Annotated in this window: 16 protein-coding genes; 8 read left to right on the top strand and 8 right to left on the bottom strand. The window is 71.0% G+C overall.

All coding sequences use genetic code 11. From position 1 onward, the window contains the following. The first annotated feature begins 15 nt into the window (after positions 1–15). A complete protein-coding gene (locus ACIQNU_RS21675) occupies positions 16–1,377 on the top strand; it encodes an MFS transporter (protein WP_401368710.1) in 1,362 nt (453 codons plus the stop codon). Between the two features lie 426 nt (positions 1,378–1,803). On the opposite strand, the gene ACIQNU_RS21670 is transcribed toward ACIQNU_RS21675, so the two are convergent. Next, on the bottom strand, positions 1,804–2,334 hold the full coding sequence (locus ACIQNU_RS21670; protein WP_401368708.1) for a GNAT family N-acetyltransferase: 531 nt from the start codon (positions 2,332–2,334) through the stop codon (positions 1,804–1,806). 29 nt (positions 2,335–2,363) lie between these two features. Here ACIQNU_RS21670 and thpR point away from each other — a divergent pair, with 29 nt between their 5' ends. Further along, entirely contained in the window at positions 2,364–2,948 is a 585-nt protein-coding gene (gene thpR, locus ACIQNU_RS21665; RefSeq protein WP_401368705.1) for an RNA 2',3'-cyclic phosphodiesterase, read from the top strand. Positions 2,949–3,080: 132 nt separating this feature from the next. On the opposite strand, the gene ACIQNU_RS21660 is transcribed toward thpR, so the two are convergent. The 3 genes from ACIQNU_RS21660 to ACIQNU_RS21650 form a co-directional block, all read right to left on the bottom strand. Next, positions 3,081–4,070: an aldo/keto reductase gene (locus ACIQNU_RS21660; RefSeq protein ID WP_401368702.1), complete on the bottom strand. Its 990-nt coding sequence runs from the start codon at positions 4,068–4,070 to the stop codon at positions 3,081–3,083. A 53-nt stretch (positions 4,071–4,123) separates the two neighbouring features. After that, complete coding sequence (locus ACIQNU_RS21655; protein ID WP_401368699.1) at positions 4,124–4,705, bottom strand: Uma2 family endonuclease; 582 nt, start codon at positions 4,703–4,705, stop codon at positions 4,124–4,126. 85 nt (positions 4,706–4,790) lie between these two features. Then, the gene (locus ACIQNU_RS21650; protein WP_401368697.1) at positions 4,791–5,471 is read right to left on the bottom strand and encodes a GDSL-type esterase/lipase family protein; all 681 of its coding nucleotides are present in this window, start codon (positions 5,469–5,471) and stop codon (positions 4,791–4,793) included. 99 nt (positions 5,472–5,570) lie between these two features. On the opposite strand from ACIQNU_RS21650, the gene ACIQNU_RS21645 reads away from it, so the two are divergent. Beyond that, a complete protein-coding gene (locus tag ACIQNU_RS21645; protein WP_401368695.1) occupies positions 5,571–6,584 on the top strand; it encodes a WD40 repeat domain-containing protein in 1,014 nt (337 codons plus the stop codon). On the opposite strand, the gene ACIQNU_RS21640 is transcribed toward ACIQNU_RS21645, so the two are convergent. Both ACIQNU_RS21640 and ACIQNU_RS21635 read right to left on the bottom strand, forming a co-directional pair. Continuing rightward, positions 6,581–7,012, bottom strand: a complete 432-nt coding sequence (locus tag ACIQNU_RS21640; protein ID WP_401368693.1) for a PPOX class F420-dependent oxidoreductase — start codon at positions 7,010–7,012, stop codon at positions 6,581–6,583. The genes ACIQNU_RS21645 and ACIQNU_RS21640 overlap by 4 nt on opposite strands. A gap of 31 nt (positions 7,013–7,043) precedes the next feature. Continuing rightward, positions 7,044–7,904: a TetR/AcrR family transcriptional regulator gene (locus ACIQNU_RS21635; protein ID WP_401368690.1), complete on the bottom strand. Its 861-nt coding sequence runs from the start codon at positions 7,902–7,904 to the stop codon at positions 7,044–7,046. A gap of 104 nt (positions 7,905–8,008) precedes the next feature. Here ACIQNU_RS21635 and ACIQNU_RS21630 point away from each other — a divergent pair, with 104 nt between their 5' ends. Continuing rightward, positions 8,009–8,992: an ATP-binding cassette domain-containing protein gene (locus ACIQNU_RS21630; protein ID WP_401368687.1), complete on the top strand. Its 984-nt coding sequence runs from the start codon at positions 8,009–8,011 to the stop codon at positions 8,990–8,992. Beyond that, entirely contained in the window at positions 8,989–9,879 is an 891-nt protein-coding gene (locus tag ACIQNU_RS21625; RefSeq protein ID WP_401368684.1) for an ABC transporter permease, read from the top strand. Before ACIQNU_RS21630 ends, ACIQNU_RS21625 begins: the two co-directional genes overlap by 4 nt. 159 nt (positions 9,880–10,038) lie before the next feature. Here ACIQNU_RS21625 and serC read toward each other — a convergent pair whose 3' ends face one another. Next, complete coding sequence (serC, locus tag ACIQNU_RS21620; RefSeq protein WP_401368681.1) at positions 10,039–11,157, bottom strand: phosphoserine transaminase; 1,119 nt, start codon at positions 11,155–11,157, stop codon at positions 10,039–10,041. 100 nt (positions 11,158–11,257) lie between these two features. Here serC and ACIQNU_RS21615 point away from each other — a divergent pair, with 100 nt between their 5' ends. After that, positions 11,258–14,182 (top strand): FAD-binding and (Fe-S)-binding domain-containing protein, encoded by a 2,925-nt coding sequence (locus tag ACIQNU_RS21615; RefSeq protein ID WP_401368678.1) that lies wholly within the window; start codon positions 11,258–11,260, stop codon positions 14,180–14,182. 6 nt (positions 14,183–14,188) lie between these two features. Here ACIQNU_RS21615 and ACIQNU_RS21610 read toward each other — a convergent pair whose 3' ends face one another. Next, a complete protein-coding gene (locus ACIQNU_RS21610; protein ID WP_401368675.1) occupies positions 14,189–14,587 on the bottom strand; it encodes an ATP-binding protein in 399 nt (132 codons plus the stop codon). 163 nt (positions 14,588–14,750) lie between these two features. Between ACIQNU_RS21610 and ACIQNU_RS21605 the strand changes: the two genes are divergently transcribed. Beyond that, positions 14,751–15,293: a UTRA domain-containing protein gene (locus ACIQNU_RS21605; protein WP_401368672.1), complete on the top strand. Its 543-nt coding sequence runs from the start codon at positions 14,751–14,753 to the stop codon at positions 15,291–15,293. Beyond that, positions 15,290–16,069, top strand: a complete 780-nt coding sequence (locus ACIQNU_RS21600; RefSeq protein ID WP_401368670.1) for a GntR family transcriptional regulator — start codon at positions 15,290–15,292, stop codon at positions 16,067–16,069. The genes ACIQNU_RS21605 and ACIQNU_RS21600 overlap by 4 nt, the downstream gene beginning before the upstream one ends. Positions 16,070–16,087 lie beyond the last annotated feature (18 nt).

Genomic DNA, 16,087 nt, shown 5'->3' with positions numbered 1-16,087 from the left:
AGGAGGCGAACGCTTTTGAGTACGGGACCCGGAGCAGACTCCGCACCCGCACCACTACCCGACCCCGACAAGCCCGCTATACCGGGCGCCACCGAAGCGAACCAGCGCGGTGGCATGTTCTCGTCCCTGAAGGTCCGTAACTACCGGCTCTTCGCCTCCGGTGCCGTCGTCTCCAACACCGGCACCTGGATGGCCCGTATCACCCAGGACTGGCTGGTCCTCAGCCTCACCGGCTCGTCCGCCGCGGTCGGTGTCACCACGGCGATGCAGTTCCTGCCGATGCTGCTCTTCGGGCTGTACGGCGGTGTGATCGCCGACCGGTTCCCCAAGCGGCGGCTGCTGTTCATGACGCAGAGCGCCATGGGTATCGGCGGACTGTTCCTGGCCGTGATGACCCTCAGCGGAAACGTCGAGGTCTGGCATGTGTATCTGACCGCCTTCTTCACGGGCCTGGTCACCGTCGTCGACAACCCGACGCGGCAGTCCTTCGTCTCGGAGATGGTCGGCCCGGACCAGGTGCGCAACGCGGTCAGTCTGAACTCCGCGAACTTCCAGTCCGCGCGGCTGCTCGGCCCCGCCGTCGCGGGCGTGCTGACCGCCGCCGTCGGCCCCGGCTGGGCGTTCCTCGCCAACGGCCTGTCGTTCCTCGCGCCCCTCACCGGCCTCCTGCTGATGAGAACCGCCGAACTGCACCACACCCCCCGCACCCCGCGCGGCAAGGGCCAGCTCCGCGAGGGCCTTCAGTACGTCTCGAAACACCCGGACCTGATCTGGCCGATCGTCCTGGTCGGCTTCGTCGGCACCTTCGGCTTCAACTTCCCGATCTGGCTGAGCGCCTTCGCCAACGGCGTCTACCACGGCGGCTCGGGGATGTACGGCATGTTCAACACGCTGATGGCCGTCGGCTCGGTCGTCGGCGCCCTGCTCGCCGCGCGCCGCGCCACCTCACGGCTGCGGGTCCTCGTCGGGGCCGCAGCGCTGTTCGGCGTCCTCCAGATCGCGGCGGCCTTCGCGCCCTCCTTCTGGCTGTTCGTCCTGCTCCTGGTCCCGATCGGCATCGTCGGCCTCACGACCAACGTCACCGCCAACTCCTCGGTCCAGATGGGCACCGACCCCGAGATGCGGGGCCGGGTGATGAGCCTGTTCATGATGGTCTTCGTCGGCGGCACCCCGCTGGGCGGCCCGCTCTTCGGCTGGCTCACGGACGCGTACGGCGTCCGCCTCAGCTTCGCGCTGGGCGGCCTGATATGCGCCCTGGCAGCCGTGGCGGTCGGCCTGCTCCTGGCCCGCGCGGCCAACCTCCGCCTGAAGCTGGACCTGCGGAGGGGACGGCAACACGTCCAGTTCGTGCCGAGGGAGGAACTGGCGACGGCATAGCCCTGGCGGGCGGCTTGACCGGACTGGGGGGTGGCCCTGGCGGGCGGCTTGACCGGACTGGGGGGTGGCCCTGGCGGGCGGCTTGACCGGGACCCGGGAGTGGCCCCCTGCGGCGGGTCCCCATCCGGGGGCGGGGTGGTGGGTGGCGGTGGTGCCGTTCACCGCCGGGCCCGGTGGGTGGGGGGCTGAGCGCCGTGGCGGCGGATGTGTGGAGGCCGGTACTCGACTGTTGCGGCTGGTTCGGGCGGGGTCGGGGGGTGCCCCCTGCGGCGAGCCCCAATCACCGGGGGCTGCGGTCGTGCAGTCCACCGCCGGGCACGGTCGCAGGTGGCTGGAGGGCGCTGCGGCGGGTTTCAGTGAGCGGCACCCCCGCCGCGCCGGGGTGTCTGTTCCGCCGGAGCGGCGCTCAGCGCGCCCCGGGCCCGGTCACCGAGCCGGAGGCTGTATTCGGCGGGCCAGTACCCGGCCCGGCCACTTGTTCTCGCCGACCGTGAAAGGCTCCGTCGACGTGAAGCCCTGGGATTCGTAGTACGCGACGAGTTTGCCGTCGTCGCCCGCGTAGCAGTCGACGCGGAGCAGGGAGATGCCCGCCCGGCGGGTCTCCTCCGCCGCGTGGGACAGGAGGGCCGCGCCCACGCCGAGCCCCGCGTAGCGGCGGTCCGTCGCCAGGATGTGGATGTAGCGCTCGGGCTCGGGCGCCCGCTCCAGATACGGTCCCGGGCCGTCCGTCAGCGTCAGGGTTCCCGCCGGTACGCCGTCGACCTCGGCGATCCACGGCTCCCCTTCGGCCACGTACCGCCGTACCGTCTCGACCGCCTTCGGGTTGGCCGACCAGGGGTCCGTGCCCCACTGGCCCGTGCGGCCCTGCGCGGCGAGCCAGGCCACCGAGCTGTCGAGCATGGCGAGTATCGCGGGGATGTCGTCGGCCCCGCCCTTCCTGATGCCGATCTTCTCCATCGGGGGAGGGTAACCGGAAGACTGACGGGATGAGACTCTTCGCCGCCGTTCTGCCCCCGGCCCCCTTCCTCGCCGAACTCGGCCGCGCGGTCGACCCGTTGCTCGCCCTGCCGGGCGCCGGTGACCTGCGCTGGACCGGGCGGGCAGGGTGGCATCTCACCCTGGCCTTCTACGGCGAGGTCCCGGACGACTCCCTGCCGGAGCTGACCGAACGCCTCACCCGGGCCGCGCACCGCACCGCGCCCTTCCCCCTCGCCCTGCGCGGCGCGGGCCTCTTCGGCGGCCGGTCCGGCGGCCGGTCCCTGTGGGCCGGGGTCGCCGGGGACACCCGCGCGATGCGGCTCCTCGCGGACCGCGCCGAGGCCGCCGCGCGCCGGGCCGGGCTGCCGACCGAGGAGCATCACCGGTTCCGCCCGCACCTCTCCCTGGCCCGCAGCCGCACGGCGCCCGTCGACCTCGGCCCGTACGTCGCCGGGCTCGACGGATTCACCGGCAGCGAGTGGACCGTGGGCGAGCTGGCCCTGGTCCGCAGCAACCTGCCGCGCAGCGGCGTACCGGGGGAGCAGCCGCGTTACGAGACGGTCGCCGCACCGCCGCTCGAAGGCGCCGGTTAACCTCGAAGGCGTGGACCCCAAAACCCGTAACCGGATCATGGCCGGTGTGCTTGTGCTGATGTTCCTCGTCGTGGCCGTGGCGGCAGCGGCCGGCGGATGACCGGCCGCGACCGCCACGTGAGCACCCGCTGACTACCAGGCGAAGGCTTCCGGGGACGGACCCGGCCCCGGGAAGATCTCGTCCAGGGACGTCAGCAGCTCGTCCGACAGCTCCAGCTCGACCGCCCGCAGCGCCGATTCGAGCTGCCCGGCGGTGCGCGGACCGACGATCGGCCCGGTGACCCCGGGTCGCGTCAGCAGCCATGCGAGGGCGACCTCGCCCGGCTCCAGACCATGCTTGTCGAGCAGATCCTCGTACGACTGGAGCTGTGCGCGCGTCGCCGGGTCGGCCAACGCCTCGGCCGCCCGCCCCGACGCGCGCCGCCCGCCCTCGGTCTCCTTGCGGATCACACCGCCGAGGAGACCGCCGTGCAGCGGGGACCAGGGGATGACGCCGAGCCCGTACTCCTGCGAAGCCGGGATGACCTCCATCTCGGCGCGGCGCTCGGCGAGGTTGTAGAGGCACTGCTCACTGACCAGACCGAGGCTGCCGAGGCGCGCCGCCACCTCGTTGGCCTGGGCGATCTTGTAGCCGGGGAAGTTGCTGGAACCGGCGTAGAGGATCTTGCCCTGCTGGACCAGGACGTCGACGGCCTGCCAGATCTCCTCGAACGGGGTGCTCCGGTCGATGTGGTGGAACTGGTAGATGTCGATGTAGTCGGTCTGGAGCCGCTTCAGGCTCGCGTCGACCGCCCGCCGGATGTTCACGGCGGAGAGCTTGTCGTGGTTGGGCCAGGCGTCGCCGTCGGCGGCCATGTTCCCGTACACCTTGGTCGCGAGGACGACCTTGTCCCGGCGGTCGCCGCCCTGCGCGAACCAGGTGCCGATGATCGATTCCGTACGGCCCTTGTTCTCGCCCCAGCCGTACACATTGGCGGTGTCGAAGTAGTTGATCCCCGAGGCCAGCGCCGCGTCCATGATGGCGTGGCTGTCGGCCTCGTCGGTCTGGGGACCGAAGTTCATGGTGCCGAGGACGAGCCGGCTGACCTTGAGTCCCGTGCGTCCGAGCTGCGTGTACTTCATGCCTCCACCCAACGACTTGGAGCGCACTCCAGGCAAGAGCGGGCGGCGGCGTGTCAGTCGCGGGGGAAGTCGGCGGTGGCGAGGGTGAGACCTTCGAGGGGGGCGCCGAGGTCGATGTCCCGGCCGAAGGAGACGGTGGTCTCGACCGTGTAGTCGCCGTCCTTGGGTTCGGTGTAGAGGTGGCACTTGCCCTGGTAGGGGTCGGCGATCAGGTAGACCGGCACACCGGCTTCGGCGTATACGACCTTCTTCGGGCCGTAGTCGTTGGCGGCGGTGCCCCGGGAGATGACCTCGGCGATGAACTCGATGTCCTCGTAGCGCCAGCGTCCCTCTTCGTTCCGTTCAGCCGTCGCCGTCAGCTTGGCGACATCAGGACACAGACCGTTCAGCAGGCCAGGGAAATCGATTCGTACGTCCGACTTCACCTTGACATTCATGCCGAAGGCATCCTCCAGCACCCGGACGATCCGTCGGATGATTTCCCAGTGGGCATCCCGTTGCGGCGACATGTAGACAATTCCCCCGACGATTTCCATCTTGTATCCCTCGGGGGTTTCCACCTTGTCGAACAGCTCATCGAGCTCTGACATCCTGGCGTCGGCCATCTCGATCCTGTCGGTCTCTACGACGGTCATCGTGGCGCTCCTCCCCGGCCGCACTCGGTCAGACACGGCCGCGCAATACAACGATACGCACGGCGAACGGGTTACGGGGTCCGGCTCATGTCGTTTCCGCGCAGGAGCCGCCCACGTCCCACCCCTGGTGCAAGGCGCTCGCGAACGCCGCCGCCACCTTCCGCTCGCCCGCCCCATTCGGATGGGTGCCGTCATGCGTGTCGTGGTCGATGTCGTATGCATCGGGCGGTGAGGCGAGGAGGAGGGGGGAGCGGGGCTCGTCCGCGTCGGCGACCTCCTTCGCGAGGAGTTCGTTGAACAGGGCGACCTCGGCGGCGAAGTCCGCGTCGTCGCGGGCGCGGACGTTGGGTATGACCGGCAGCAACACCATCCGTATCCGCGGGTTCGCCGCGCGCGCCCCGGCCACGAACCGGCGTACGTTCCCGGCGGTCTGCCGGGCGTCCGTGTAGAAGCCGAGGTCGATCAGGCCGAGGGCGACCAGCAGGACGTCCGCGCGCCGCGCCCGCACCTCCTCGCGGATCAGCGGCGCCATGTGCGTCCACCCCTCGCCCCAGCCGGCGAGATGGGCGCGCGGAAAGTCCGGGTCCGCGTACTCGTACGACGACGGTTCGTCGCGTGCGATGTCGTACAGCGCCTCACGCGGGCCGACGATCTCGAACGGTCCGCCCAGCGTCTCGCGCAGGTGTTCCCACATGCGGTAGCGCCAGGTGTGGTCGCCCGCGCTGCCGATGGTCTGCGAATCGCCGACGAACATGAACCTGAGCATCCGCTCATCATGGCGGATGCCCGTTCGGACGAGGTGGCGGGGAGCCCTCACTTCGGGCCGCCGGTCCGAACACCCCTGCGGGATGGCAACCTTGGGCCCATGCGTTCGTATCTGTCGGTTGCCGGGGTCGTGCTGCTCGCCGCCCTGACGGTTCCGCTGACCCCCGCGCCCGCGTCCGCCGAGGACATCGGGGCCGGTGGGTTCACGCTCAAGGATCCGAGGATCACCGAGTCCAGTGGCCTGGCCGCGTCCAAGGTGCACAAGGGCGTCTACTGGACGCACAACGACAGCGACGACGGCGCCTACCTGTACGCGGTCGACGCCCGCACCGGCGAGACCGTCGCCACCGTGACGATGAGCGGCGTCGGCAGCCCCCGCGACGTCGAGGCCATCTCGCTCGGCCCCGACGGCAAGCTGTACGTCGGCGACATCGGCGACAACCTCGACGGCTCCTGGGACCACGTGTGGATCTACACGCTCCCCGAGCCGAAGGAGCTGCGGGACCAGACGATCAAGGCCACGCAGTACGACGTGCGGTACGCGGACGGCGCCCGCAACGCCGAGGCGCTGATGGTCCATCCGAAGACCGGGCGGGTCTACATCGCCGACAAGAAGGAGGACGGCGGCTCCCTGTACGAGGGCCCGGCCGAGCTGTCCACGAGCGGGACCAATGTGTTCAAGCGGATCGCGGCGACCGATCTGTGGGTGACGGACGGCGCGTTCTCGCCCGACGGCACCCATCTCGCGCTGCGCGGCTACTTCGGCGGGGTCCTCTTCTCCTGGCAGGACGGCAGGCCCAAGCGGCAGGGCCGGCTCAGCGTCCCCCTCCAGGGCCAGGGCGAATCCATCACGTACACACCCGACGGAACGACTCTCCTGTACGGGAGCGAGGGCGAGCAGTCGCCGGTGCAGCCGGGGAAGCTGCCGGGCGCCGGGGGCGAGGCGTCGCCGGGCGGAAGCGGGAAGCCGGGCGCCGGCGCGGACGGCGGCGGCGACGGGACGACCGCCGACTACAAGGTGGGCGCCCTCGTCCTGGCCGTCGGCCTCGCCGTGGTCTTCGGGCTGAAGCGCCTCTTCGGGCGGGGTGGGGGCGGCAGGCGCGGCAGGTCCTAAGCGTTTCCGGGTGCCGCGTCCGGCCGGGTCACCGCCGTGACCTCGTAGTACACGTCCTTGTCCCGCTGGACCTTGTGCGCCAGGGACACCCAGACGCCGTGCACCACGGGGTACTTGCGGCGGATCAGCCGGGCCGCGTGCCGGAACTCTTCGCTGCCCTCGTCAAGGCGCCGCACCCGCGCCTTCACCTCAGGCCCGGTCGGCCTGCCCCGTACGGTGGACGGTGCCAGCTCCACCTCGGGGTTGTTGCGCATTCGCTTCACCTTCCACGCCTTGCCGAACGTACGGACATAGGCGTGGTCGCCGTCGACGGCGATGTTGACCGGGGTGCCGACCCCCGTACCGTCGCGCTTGTGGCTGGTCAGCAGGGCCGTGTACTGCTTCTTGAACGGGGTCAGCGCCCCGCCCGCTTCCTGTGCTGGAGTCATGACTCCATGGAGGCACGCGACGGGCCGTCTGTCATCCCGCCGAACCCACCGAACCCACCGGACCCGCCGGACCCGCACCCGTCGTACCGGACGACCTGGCGGACACCAGCAGCTCCAGTCCGTCGAGGATCCGCTCCAGGCCGAACGTGAAGTGGTCGAAGTCCGGCCCGAAGGTGTCCTCCGACAGCGACGCCATCTGCGGATACCGTCCGCTCATCATGGCCTTCGTCAGCTGAGGCTCCTGCGCCTGCCAGAAATCGGCGTCCGTCAGACCCGTACGCTGCTCCGCCTCGACCGCGTGCACATGGGACCGCGCGACCCCGGTCACATACCCGTCGACCAGCATGATCACCGACAGCAGCTCGGGGTCGCGCAGGCCCATCGGGCGGATTCTGCCGAACATCCTCTCCAGACTGCCGATCGTGCCGGGGCCGAGCACCGGACGGGCCTGGTTGACCAGGAGCAGCCAGGGGTGGCGCCCGTAGAGGGCGAGTTGTTCGTGGGCCCCGAGCCTCACTGCCTCGCGCCACCCCCCGTCGAACGCCTCCGGCTCGTCGGCCGGCGTCTGCACCCGGTCCAGCATCAGGTCCAGCAGCTCGGCCTTGCCCGGGATGTAGCGGTAGAGCGACATCGTGCCGGTGCCCAGCTCGGTCGACAGCCGTCGCATCGAGACGGCGTCCAGCCCCTCGGCGTCCGCGATCCGGACGGCCGCTTCCACGATGCGGTCGAGCGTGAGCGCGGGTCTGGGGCCGCGGCTCGGGCGGCGGCCGGTGTCCCAGAGCAGTTCGATGGTGCGCTGGATGTCGCCGCTCCCACTGCGGGGCGCACTTCCGTCGCCGCTGCCGCTGTCCTTGCCCGTGCCCTCGCCCGCCGCCGGGCCCTTGCTCGCCATGGGGCCAGCTTAATCGGTGGAGCCGTTAACTGGGTACGCTGTACTCTCAATGGGGTACGGTGTACTCAATTCATGGCCGTCGGTCGATGGAGGGGAACGGAACCATGCATACGGGCGGATACGCGGACGGATACGGAGACGGCTACGCGGTGAGAGCCGAAGGGCTGGAGAAGTGGTACGGCGAGAAACGGGCCCTGGACGGCTTCGACCTCGCCGTCCGCGCGGGCACGGTGCACGGCCTCCTGGGGCCGAACGGCGCGGGCAAGACCACCGCCGTACGCATCCTCTCCACCCTCATCAGGGTGGACGGCGGCCGGGCCACGGTCGCCGGGCTCGACGTGGCGAAGAACCCGCGCGGGGTGCGCGGTCGCATCGGCCTCACCGGCCAGTACGCGGCGGTGGACGAGGTACTCACCGGCCGCCAGAACCTGGAGCTGTTCGGCCGCCTCTTCCACCTCGGCGGGCGCCGCGCCGCCCACCGCGCTACCGAACTCCTCGCCCAGTTCGACCTGGTGGACGCCGCCGACCAGGGCGTCGGCAAGTACAGCGGCGGAATGCGCCGGCGGCTCGACCTCGCCGCCTCGATGATCCTCACGCCGGACGTCCTCTTCCTGGACGAGCCGACGACCGGGCTCGACCCGCGCGGTCGCGGCGAGGTCTGGGACACCATCCGGGACCTCGTCGCCTCCGGCACCACCGTGCTGCTGACCACGCAGTACCTCGACGAGGCCGACAAACTCGCCTCGCACATCACCGTGATCGACCAGGGGCGGGCCATCGCCGACGACACCCCGGACGGTCTGAAGAACACCGTGGGCGGCGACCGGATCGAGGTCGTCGTCACCGAGGCCGCCGACATCCCGCGCGCGGTCGAGGCCGTCGCCCGGGTCAGCGACGGCGAACCCGGCACCGACGAGACCGAGCGCCGGGTGCACGCCCCGGTCGCCGACCGCGTGGCCGCGCTCACCGAGGTGGCGCGCACCCTTCAGGACGAGGGTGTCGCCGTCGAGGACATCGGGCTGCGCCGACCCAGCCTGGACGACGTGTTCCTGACCCTGACAGGCCACCGGACGGAGGCGAAGGCATGAGCGTCACGGCGAAGAAGGCGCCGGAAGCGACGGAGGCGGCGAAGACGGTCGGCGCGGGGAGTGGCGACGGGCCCGCCGTGGCGCCCCCCGGCGACTCCCACGGCCGCCTGTTCTGGGCGGTGGCCGACTCCCTGAACCTGGTCCGCCAGGGCCTCACCCACTACCGTCGCCAACCCGTCGCCATCCTCTGGCAGCTCGGCTTCCCGATCGTGTCGGTGCTGCTGTACGGCTATGTCTTCGGCAGCGCGATGGTCGTGCCCGGTGGCGGCGACTACCGGGACTTCCTGATGCCGGGCATGTTCGTCATGACGATGACCTTCGGCTTCATGAACACCGCGGTGATCGTCGCCACCCAGTCGACCAAGGGCGTGATCGACCGGTTCCGCTCCATGCCGATGGCGCCGTCCGCGGTCGTCACCGGGCGGGGCCTGACCGATCTCCTGGTCGCCTGCGCCGAGTTGGCGATCCTGATACTGACCGCGCTGGCCATGGGCTGGCGGCCGGACGGGGTACCGGGTCTGCTCGGCACGTTCGGACTGCTGATGCTGCTGCGGTTCGCGCTGATCTGGGTCGGCGTCTGGCTCGGCCTCCTGGTGCCCAACCCGGAGGCGGCCGGCAGCCTCTTCGCGGTCGCCTTCCCGCTGACGATGATCTCCAGCATCTTCGTGGCGCCCCAGCTGATGCCGGACTGGCTCGGCTGGGTGGCCGCCTGGAACCCGATCTCGTCGACCGCGATCGCGGCCCGCGAACTCCTCGGCAACCCGGTCGGCGGCTCCACCTCCTGGGTGGAACAGCACGGCCTGCTGATGGCGGTGGTGTGGCCGCTGATCCTCACCGCGATCTTCCTGCCTCTTGCGGTACGGAGGTTCCAGCGGTTGAGCAGGTGATGTCCGAGGGGTGGACAAGGGTGGACGGGGGTGGACGGCGGCGGGGGTGACCGGGGTACGGGGTGACATGGGTACGGGGTGACATGGGTACGGGGTGGCCCACCGACGACCGGTGCGACCACCCCGTACCCGGGAAATCTGTTCGCGTCAGAACTGCTCTCAGAGCTGCTCGATGACGTAGTCCACGCACTTCGTCAGCGCCTCGACGTCCGACGGGTCGATCGCCGGGAACATCGCCACGCGGAGTTGGTTGCGGCCGAGCTTGCGGTACGGCTCGGTGTCGACGATGCCGTTGGCGCGCAGCACCTTGGCGACCGCCGCCGCGTCCACGTCGTCCGCGAAGTCGATGGTGCCGATGACCTGCGACCGCTTCGCCGGGTCCGTCACGAACGGGTTCGCGTACTTGATGTCCTCGGCCCAGCCGTACAGTGTCCGCGCGGACGTCGCCGTGCGGCGCACCGACCAGTCGAGCCCGCCCTGGCCGTTGAGCCAGTTCAGCTGCTCGCCGAGCAGGAACAGCGTGGCGAGCGCCGGGGTGTTGTACGTCTGGTTCTTGCGGGAGTTGTCGATCGCCGTCGGCAGCGAGAAGAACTCCGGTACGTGCCGGCCGCTCGCGTGGATCCGCTCGGCGCGCTCGATCGCGGCGGGCGAGAACACGCCGATCCACAGACCGCCGTCCGAGGCGAAGGACTTCTGCGGCGCGAAGTAGTACACGTCCGTCTCGGCGATGTCCACGGGCAGACCGCCCGCGCCGGACGTCGCGTCCACCAGAACGAGTGACCCCTCGTCCGCGCCGGCGACCCGCTTGATGGGCATCGCGACACCGGTCGAGGTCTCGTTGTGCGTGTACGCGTACACGTCGACGCCCGCCTCGGCCACCGGGTCCGGGTGGGTCCCCGGGTCGGTCGCGATGACCGACGGGTCCGCGAGCCAGGGCGCGAGCTTCGCTGCCTTCGCGAACTTCGACGAGAACTCGCCGAACGACAGGTGCTGCGACTTGGACTCGATGAGCCCGTGCGTCGCGATGTCCCAGAAGGCGGTCGAGCCGCCGTTGCCCAGAATCACCTCGTACCCGTCGGGCAGCGCGAACAGGTCGCGTACGCCCTCGCGGACCCGGCCGACCAGGTTCTTGACGGGGGCCTGCCGATGGGAGGTGCCGAGCAGAGAGGTACCGGTGGCGGCCAGCGCGTCCAGCGCCTCCGTACGCACCTTGGAGGGGCCCGCGCCGAAACGGCCGTCCGCGGGCTTGATGTCAGCGGGAATCTGGATCTCAGCCACGCGGCGAGCCTAGCCGCTCGCCGGCCGCCGCCGGGTGAGGCGTCCGTGGGGTGAGACGAGGATGTCACCCCACGGACGATCCCTCCTCCATGCTGGTGCCATGACCGATTTCGATCACGGCGCGGCGGGGGAACTGGCGGCGCGGTTGCGGGGCGTCGTGCGGGGCGAGGTCGACTTCGGGGTCACGGCACGCGCGCTGACCACCATGGACGCCTCCAACTACCGGCGTGTCCCGCTGGGCGTCGTCGCGCCCCGGGACGCGGACGACGTGATCGCGGCGCTCACCGTGTGCCGGGAGCACGGGGTACCGGTCGTCGCGCGCGGCGGCGGCACCTCGATCGCGGGGCAGGCCACCGGGGTCGGCGTCGTCCTCGACTTCACCCGCCATCTGAACCGGTTGGTCTCCCTCGACCCCGCGTCGCGCACCGCCGTGGTCCAGCCGGGTCTGGTCCTGGACCGGCTCCAGGAGGCGGCGGCACCGCACGGGCTGCGGTTCGGGCCCGACCCGTCGACGCACAGCCGCTGCACGCTGGGCGGGATGATCGGCAACAACTCCTGCGGCTCGCACTCGGTGGCGTACGGGACGACCGCCGACCAGGTCCGCGAGCTGACCGCCGCCGTGTGCGGCCCCGGGTCCGTCACCCTTCGCCGCCTGGGCCGGGGCTGGTCCGGCGCCCCCGACGCCCTGCGCCCCCTCGTGGACGGGGACCTCGCCCTCCTGCGCACCGGCTTCCCCGCTCTCCCGCGCCGGATCTCCGGGTACGCGCTGGACGCGCTGCTGCCCGAGAACGGTGTCGACGTGGCGCGCTCCCTCTGCGGCTCCGAGGGCACCCTCGGGATCGTCACGGAGGCGACGGTCCGGCTGGTGGACGCACCCCGCGCGCGTGCGCTGGCCGTACTCGGGTACGCCGACGAGGGCGCGGCGGCCGACGCGGCGGCCGGGCTGCTGCCGTACGGTCCGCTCACCGTCGAGGGCATGGCGGCCGACCTGGTGCCGTCCGGCACCGGCGGGCTGCCGGGCGGCGGGGCCTGGCTGTTCGTGGAGACGGGCGGTGACAGTGCGGCGGAGGCACGCGCGCGTGCTGACGCGATCGTGCGGGCCGCCGACGTCGTGGACGCGGTCGTGGTGACCGATCCGGCCGGGCAGCGCGCCCTGTGGCGGGTCCGCGAGGACGCGAGCGGTACGGCGACCCGGATGCCGGACGGCAGCGAGGCGTGGCCCGGCTGGGAGGACTGCGCGGTGCCGCCGGCGCGCCTGGGCGGCTACCTCCGTGAGTTCCGCGCGCTGATGGCCTCCTACGGGCTGCGGGGCACGCCGTACGGGCACTTCGGGGACGGCTGCATCCATGTGCGGATCGACTTCGATCTGCTGAGCGCGGAGGGGATCGGCCGGTTCCGGGCGTTCTCGGGCGACCTCGCGGATCTCGTCGTCGCACACGGCGGGTCGCTCTCCGGTGAGCACGGCGACGGGCAGGCCCGCGCGGAACTCCTGCCGAGGATGTACGGGACCGACATGGTGGGGCTCTTCGCGCGCGTGAAGGACGCGTGGGACCCGGACGGCATCCTCAACCCGGGCATCCTCGTCCGCCCCGCCCGCCTGGACGAGAACCTGCGCTTCGCCGTCCTGCCGAGCCGCCCGGTCGACGTCGCCTTCGGGTACCCGCACGACGGGGGCGACTTCGGGGCGGCGGTGCGGCGGTGTGTGGGGGTGGGCAAGTGCCGTACGGAGACGGTGGGTACGCAGAGTGGCGTGATGTGTCCCTCGTACCGGGCGACGGGTGAGGAGGAGCACTCCACGCGCGGGCGCGCGCGGTTGCTGCACGAGATGCTGGCGGGCATGGCAGGCGCTCCGGACGCCGTGGTGAAGGACGGTTGGCGGTCGACGGAGGTGCGGGACGCGCTGGACCTGTGCCTGTCGTGCAAGGGATGCCGTTCGGACTGCCCGGTGGGCGTCGACATGGCCACGTACAAGGCGGAGTTCCTGCACCACCACTACAAGGGCCGCAGACGTCCCGCGGCGCACTACGCGCTGGGGTGGCTGCCGCGCTGGCTGCGCGCGGTGTCGGCGACCCGTACGGCGCCGCTGATCAACGCCCTCGCGCGCGTGCCTCTGCTGACGGCGCTGGCCAAGCGGCTGGGTGGCATCGCGCCGGAACGGGGCATCCCGCGCCTGCCGCGCGAACCGTTCGCGCGCTGGTTCGCGCGCCGGACCCCGCGGGGCACGCTGCTGCTGTCGACGAGTGACATCGCGGTGCTGTGGCCGGACACGTTCACGAACCACCTGGTGCCGGAGGTGGGGAAGGCGGCGGTACGGGTCCTGGAGGACACGGGCCGCACGGTGGTACTGGCGCCGACCGGGGTGTGCTGCGGCCTGACGTACCTCTCCACGGGCCAGCTCGACCGCGCGCGGGCGGTGTTGCGCCGCACCCTGGACCTGATGGAACCGGCGCTGCTGGGTCTCCCCGTGACGGTCCTCGAACCGAGCTGCGCGGCGGCGCTGAGGGCGGACCTCCCGGAGCTGCTGCCGGACGATCCACGCGCGCGGGAACTCGCCGACTCGGTCCGGACGTTCGCCGAGTCCCTGGAGGAACTGGCCCCCGACTGGCGCCCCCCGCTCGTCTCCCGCCCGATCGCGGGCCAGACCCACTGCCACCAGCACGCGGTCCTGGGCGACGCGGCGGACCGCCGCCTACGAGAGGCGGCCGGCCTGACCGGCACCCTGGCGGGAGGCTGCTGCGGCCTGGCAGGCAACTTCGGCTTCGAGAAGGGCCACTACGACATCTCCAAAGCGTGCGCCGAGGAGACTCTGCTCCCGGAGGTGGCGGCGGCCCCAGCCGAAGCGGTCCTGCTGACGGACGGCTATTCGTGTCGTACGCAGTTGGGGGAAATGGGGGAGTTGGGGGAGTTGGGGGAGTCAGGGGTGTTGAGGGGTCGGCGGGGGCGGCATATGGCGGAGGTGTTGGCGGAGGCGCTGGATTCGCCGGGGGACGGCGTCCCGGAGGGCACGAGGGGTGCTTCCGGCTGAGTGTCGTCACTCAGCACCGGCGGGGGAGACCTTGAAGTCCACCCGCACCGTCTTGCCGATCGCGTAATGGATGACGCCGAAGTCGTCGGCCAGCTCAGCGGCCAGCAGCAGCCCTCGACCGGAACACTCGGACGGCCCCGGGGCAAGCCTCTCGGGTCGGCCGCTTCCGCCGTCCCGAACCTCCACGCGGAGTTTCGCGCAGGCCCATGAGAGCCCGACACAGAACTCACGCCCGAGCGGGACACCATGCAGCAATGCGTTGGTGGCGAGTTCGGACACGCACAGACGAACGTCCTCGCTCCGATCAGTGATCCGCCACTGTGCCAGGACGACGAGCGTGAAGGTACGAGCGGCCCCAATGGACTGGGGAGATCTGGGGAATCGTCGTTGCTGTGACAAGAGCACAGGACACCGCCGCCTTGAGTAGCAGGGCTTGTACGATGGCGTCGGCCGTACTGCTATTTGCGAAAGGTAATAAGGTTTGGCCTTGGGTGGCAACGCGGAGTGAGTCGCCTACGGTACGAAGCAGCGCGCAGTATGGGATCACCGAGCCGTTCTGGGAGGACGTATGGGCACGAGCGACTGGGTGAGTACGTCGATGCCCTATCTGACGCCGCGGGGGCAGGGGCAGGCCGATGCCTGGAGCGGTGAGGCCGTCGGCCATGGGCGACGCGGTACCCAACGCGTCGTTCAGGCGGGCGAGGTGCCCGCTCCCGGCCAGGTGGCCGAGCTGTTGGGCATCGCGGAGGGGCGGCCCGTGGTGGTGCGCCGACGCGTGATCGAACTGGACGGCGAACCCTGCGAGTTGACGGACACGTACTACCCGGTGGGGATCGCGCGCGATACTCGGTTGGCCGGGACCGCCAAGATCCGGGGCGGGGCGGTGACGCTCCTGGCCGAACTCGGATACGTCGGTGTACGGGTGCGCGAGGATGTGATGGCCGGACTTCCGCGTCCGGATGAGCGCGAGACCTTGCGGACCGGGCCGGACGAGCCGGTGTTGCGGCTCGCCCGGGTCACGTTCGACGCCGACGACCGTCCTCTCCAGGTCGATCTCATGACCATGCCCGCCCACCGCCGGCGCCTGCGGTACGAGATCAGGATCGGATGACCGTGCCCCGCACCGACCCGGAAGCGTCCGACCGCCGCCCTCTGCACGAGAGGATCGCCGCCGATCTGCGGGACGAGATCATGAGCGGCGACTTGGCGCCGGGAGCCCGACTGCCCTCCACGGCGCAGCTCAAGGACCGGTTCGACGCATCAAGTGCCACCGTGCAGAAGGCGCTCGGGCTGCTCAAGGACGAACACCTGGTCGTCGGCCGTGCGGGCGCCGCCGTGACCGTCCGCGAGCACCGGCAGCGGACGTTGCGTCCGGCTGCCTACATGGCCCCCGCGAAGTCGGGGGAGCCCTACCGATGGCTCGCCGAGGCGGAACGGGGCGGGGTCCGGGCCGTCAGTACCTTGCTCGACGTGGCGGAAGTCGTCCCTCCGGCAGACGTTTCCCGAGCGCTGAGCCTCGTCGGCGGGGCCACCGCCGTGCTGCGGCGTCAGCTCCTCAGCCTCGACGGCGAGCCCGCCGAACTCGTCGCTTCGTACTACCCGGTGGACATCGCGCGCGGGACGCCGATCACGGAGCGTCGCAGGATTCGGGGCGGCACTCCGGTGCTCCTGGCCGAGTTGGGCTTTCCCCCGCACCGCAGCGTGGACGACGTCTCCGCGCGCGTGCCGACTCAGGAACAGTGTGCTGCCCTTCTGCTTCCCGGCAATCTGCCGGTGCTCCGCACACTGCGCGTCGTCTTCAGCGCCGACGAGCGTCCCGTCGAGGCGACGGTGATGGTCAAGGCGGGGCACCTCTACGAGTTGCGGTACGAGTTCACCCCCGGCTGAACCGCGACCGAAGGCACC

The sequence above is a fragment of the Streptomyces sp. NPDC091292 genome (assembly GCF_044757265.1).
Taxonomy (GTDB): Bacteria; Actinomycetota; Actinomycetes; order Streptomycetales; family Streptomycetaceae; genus Streptomyces.
This window is presented reverse-complemented; position numbering and strand designations above follow the sequence as displayed.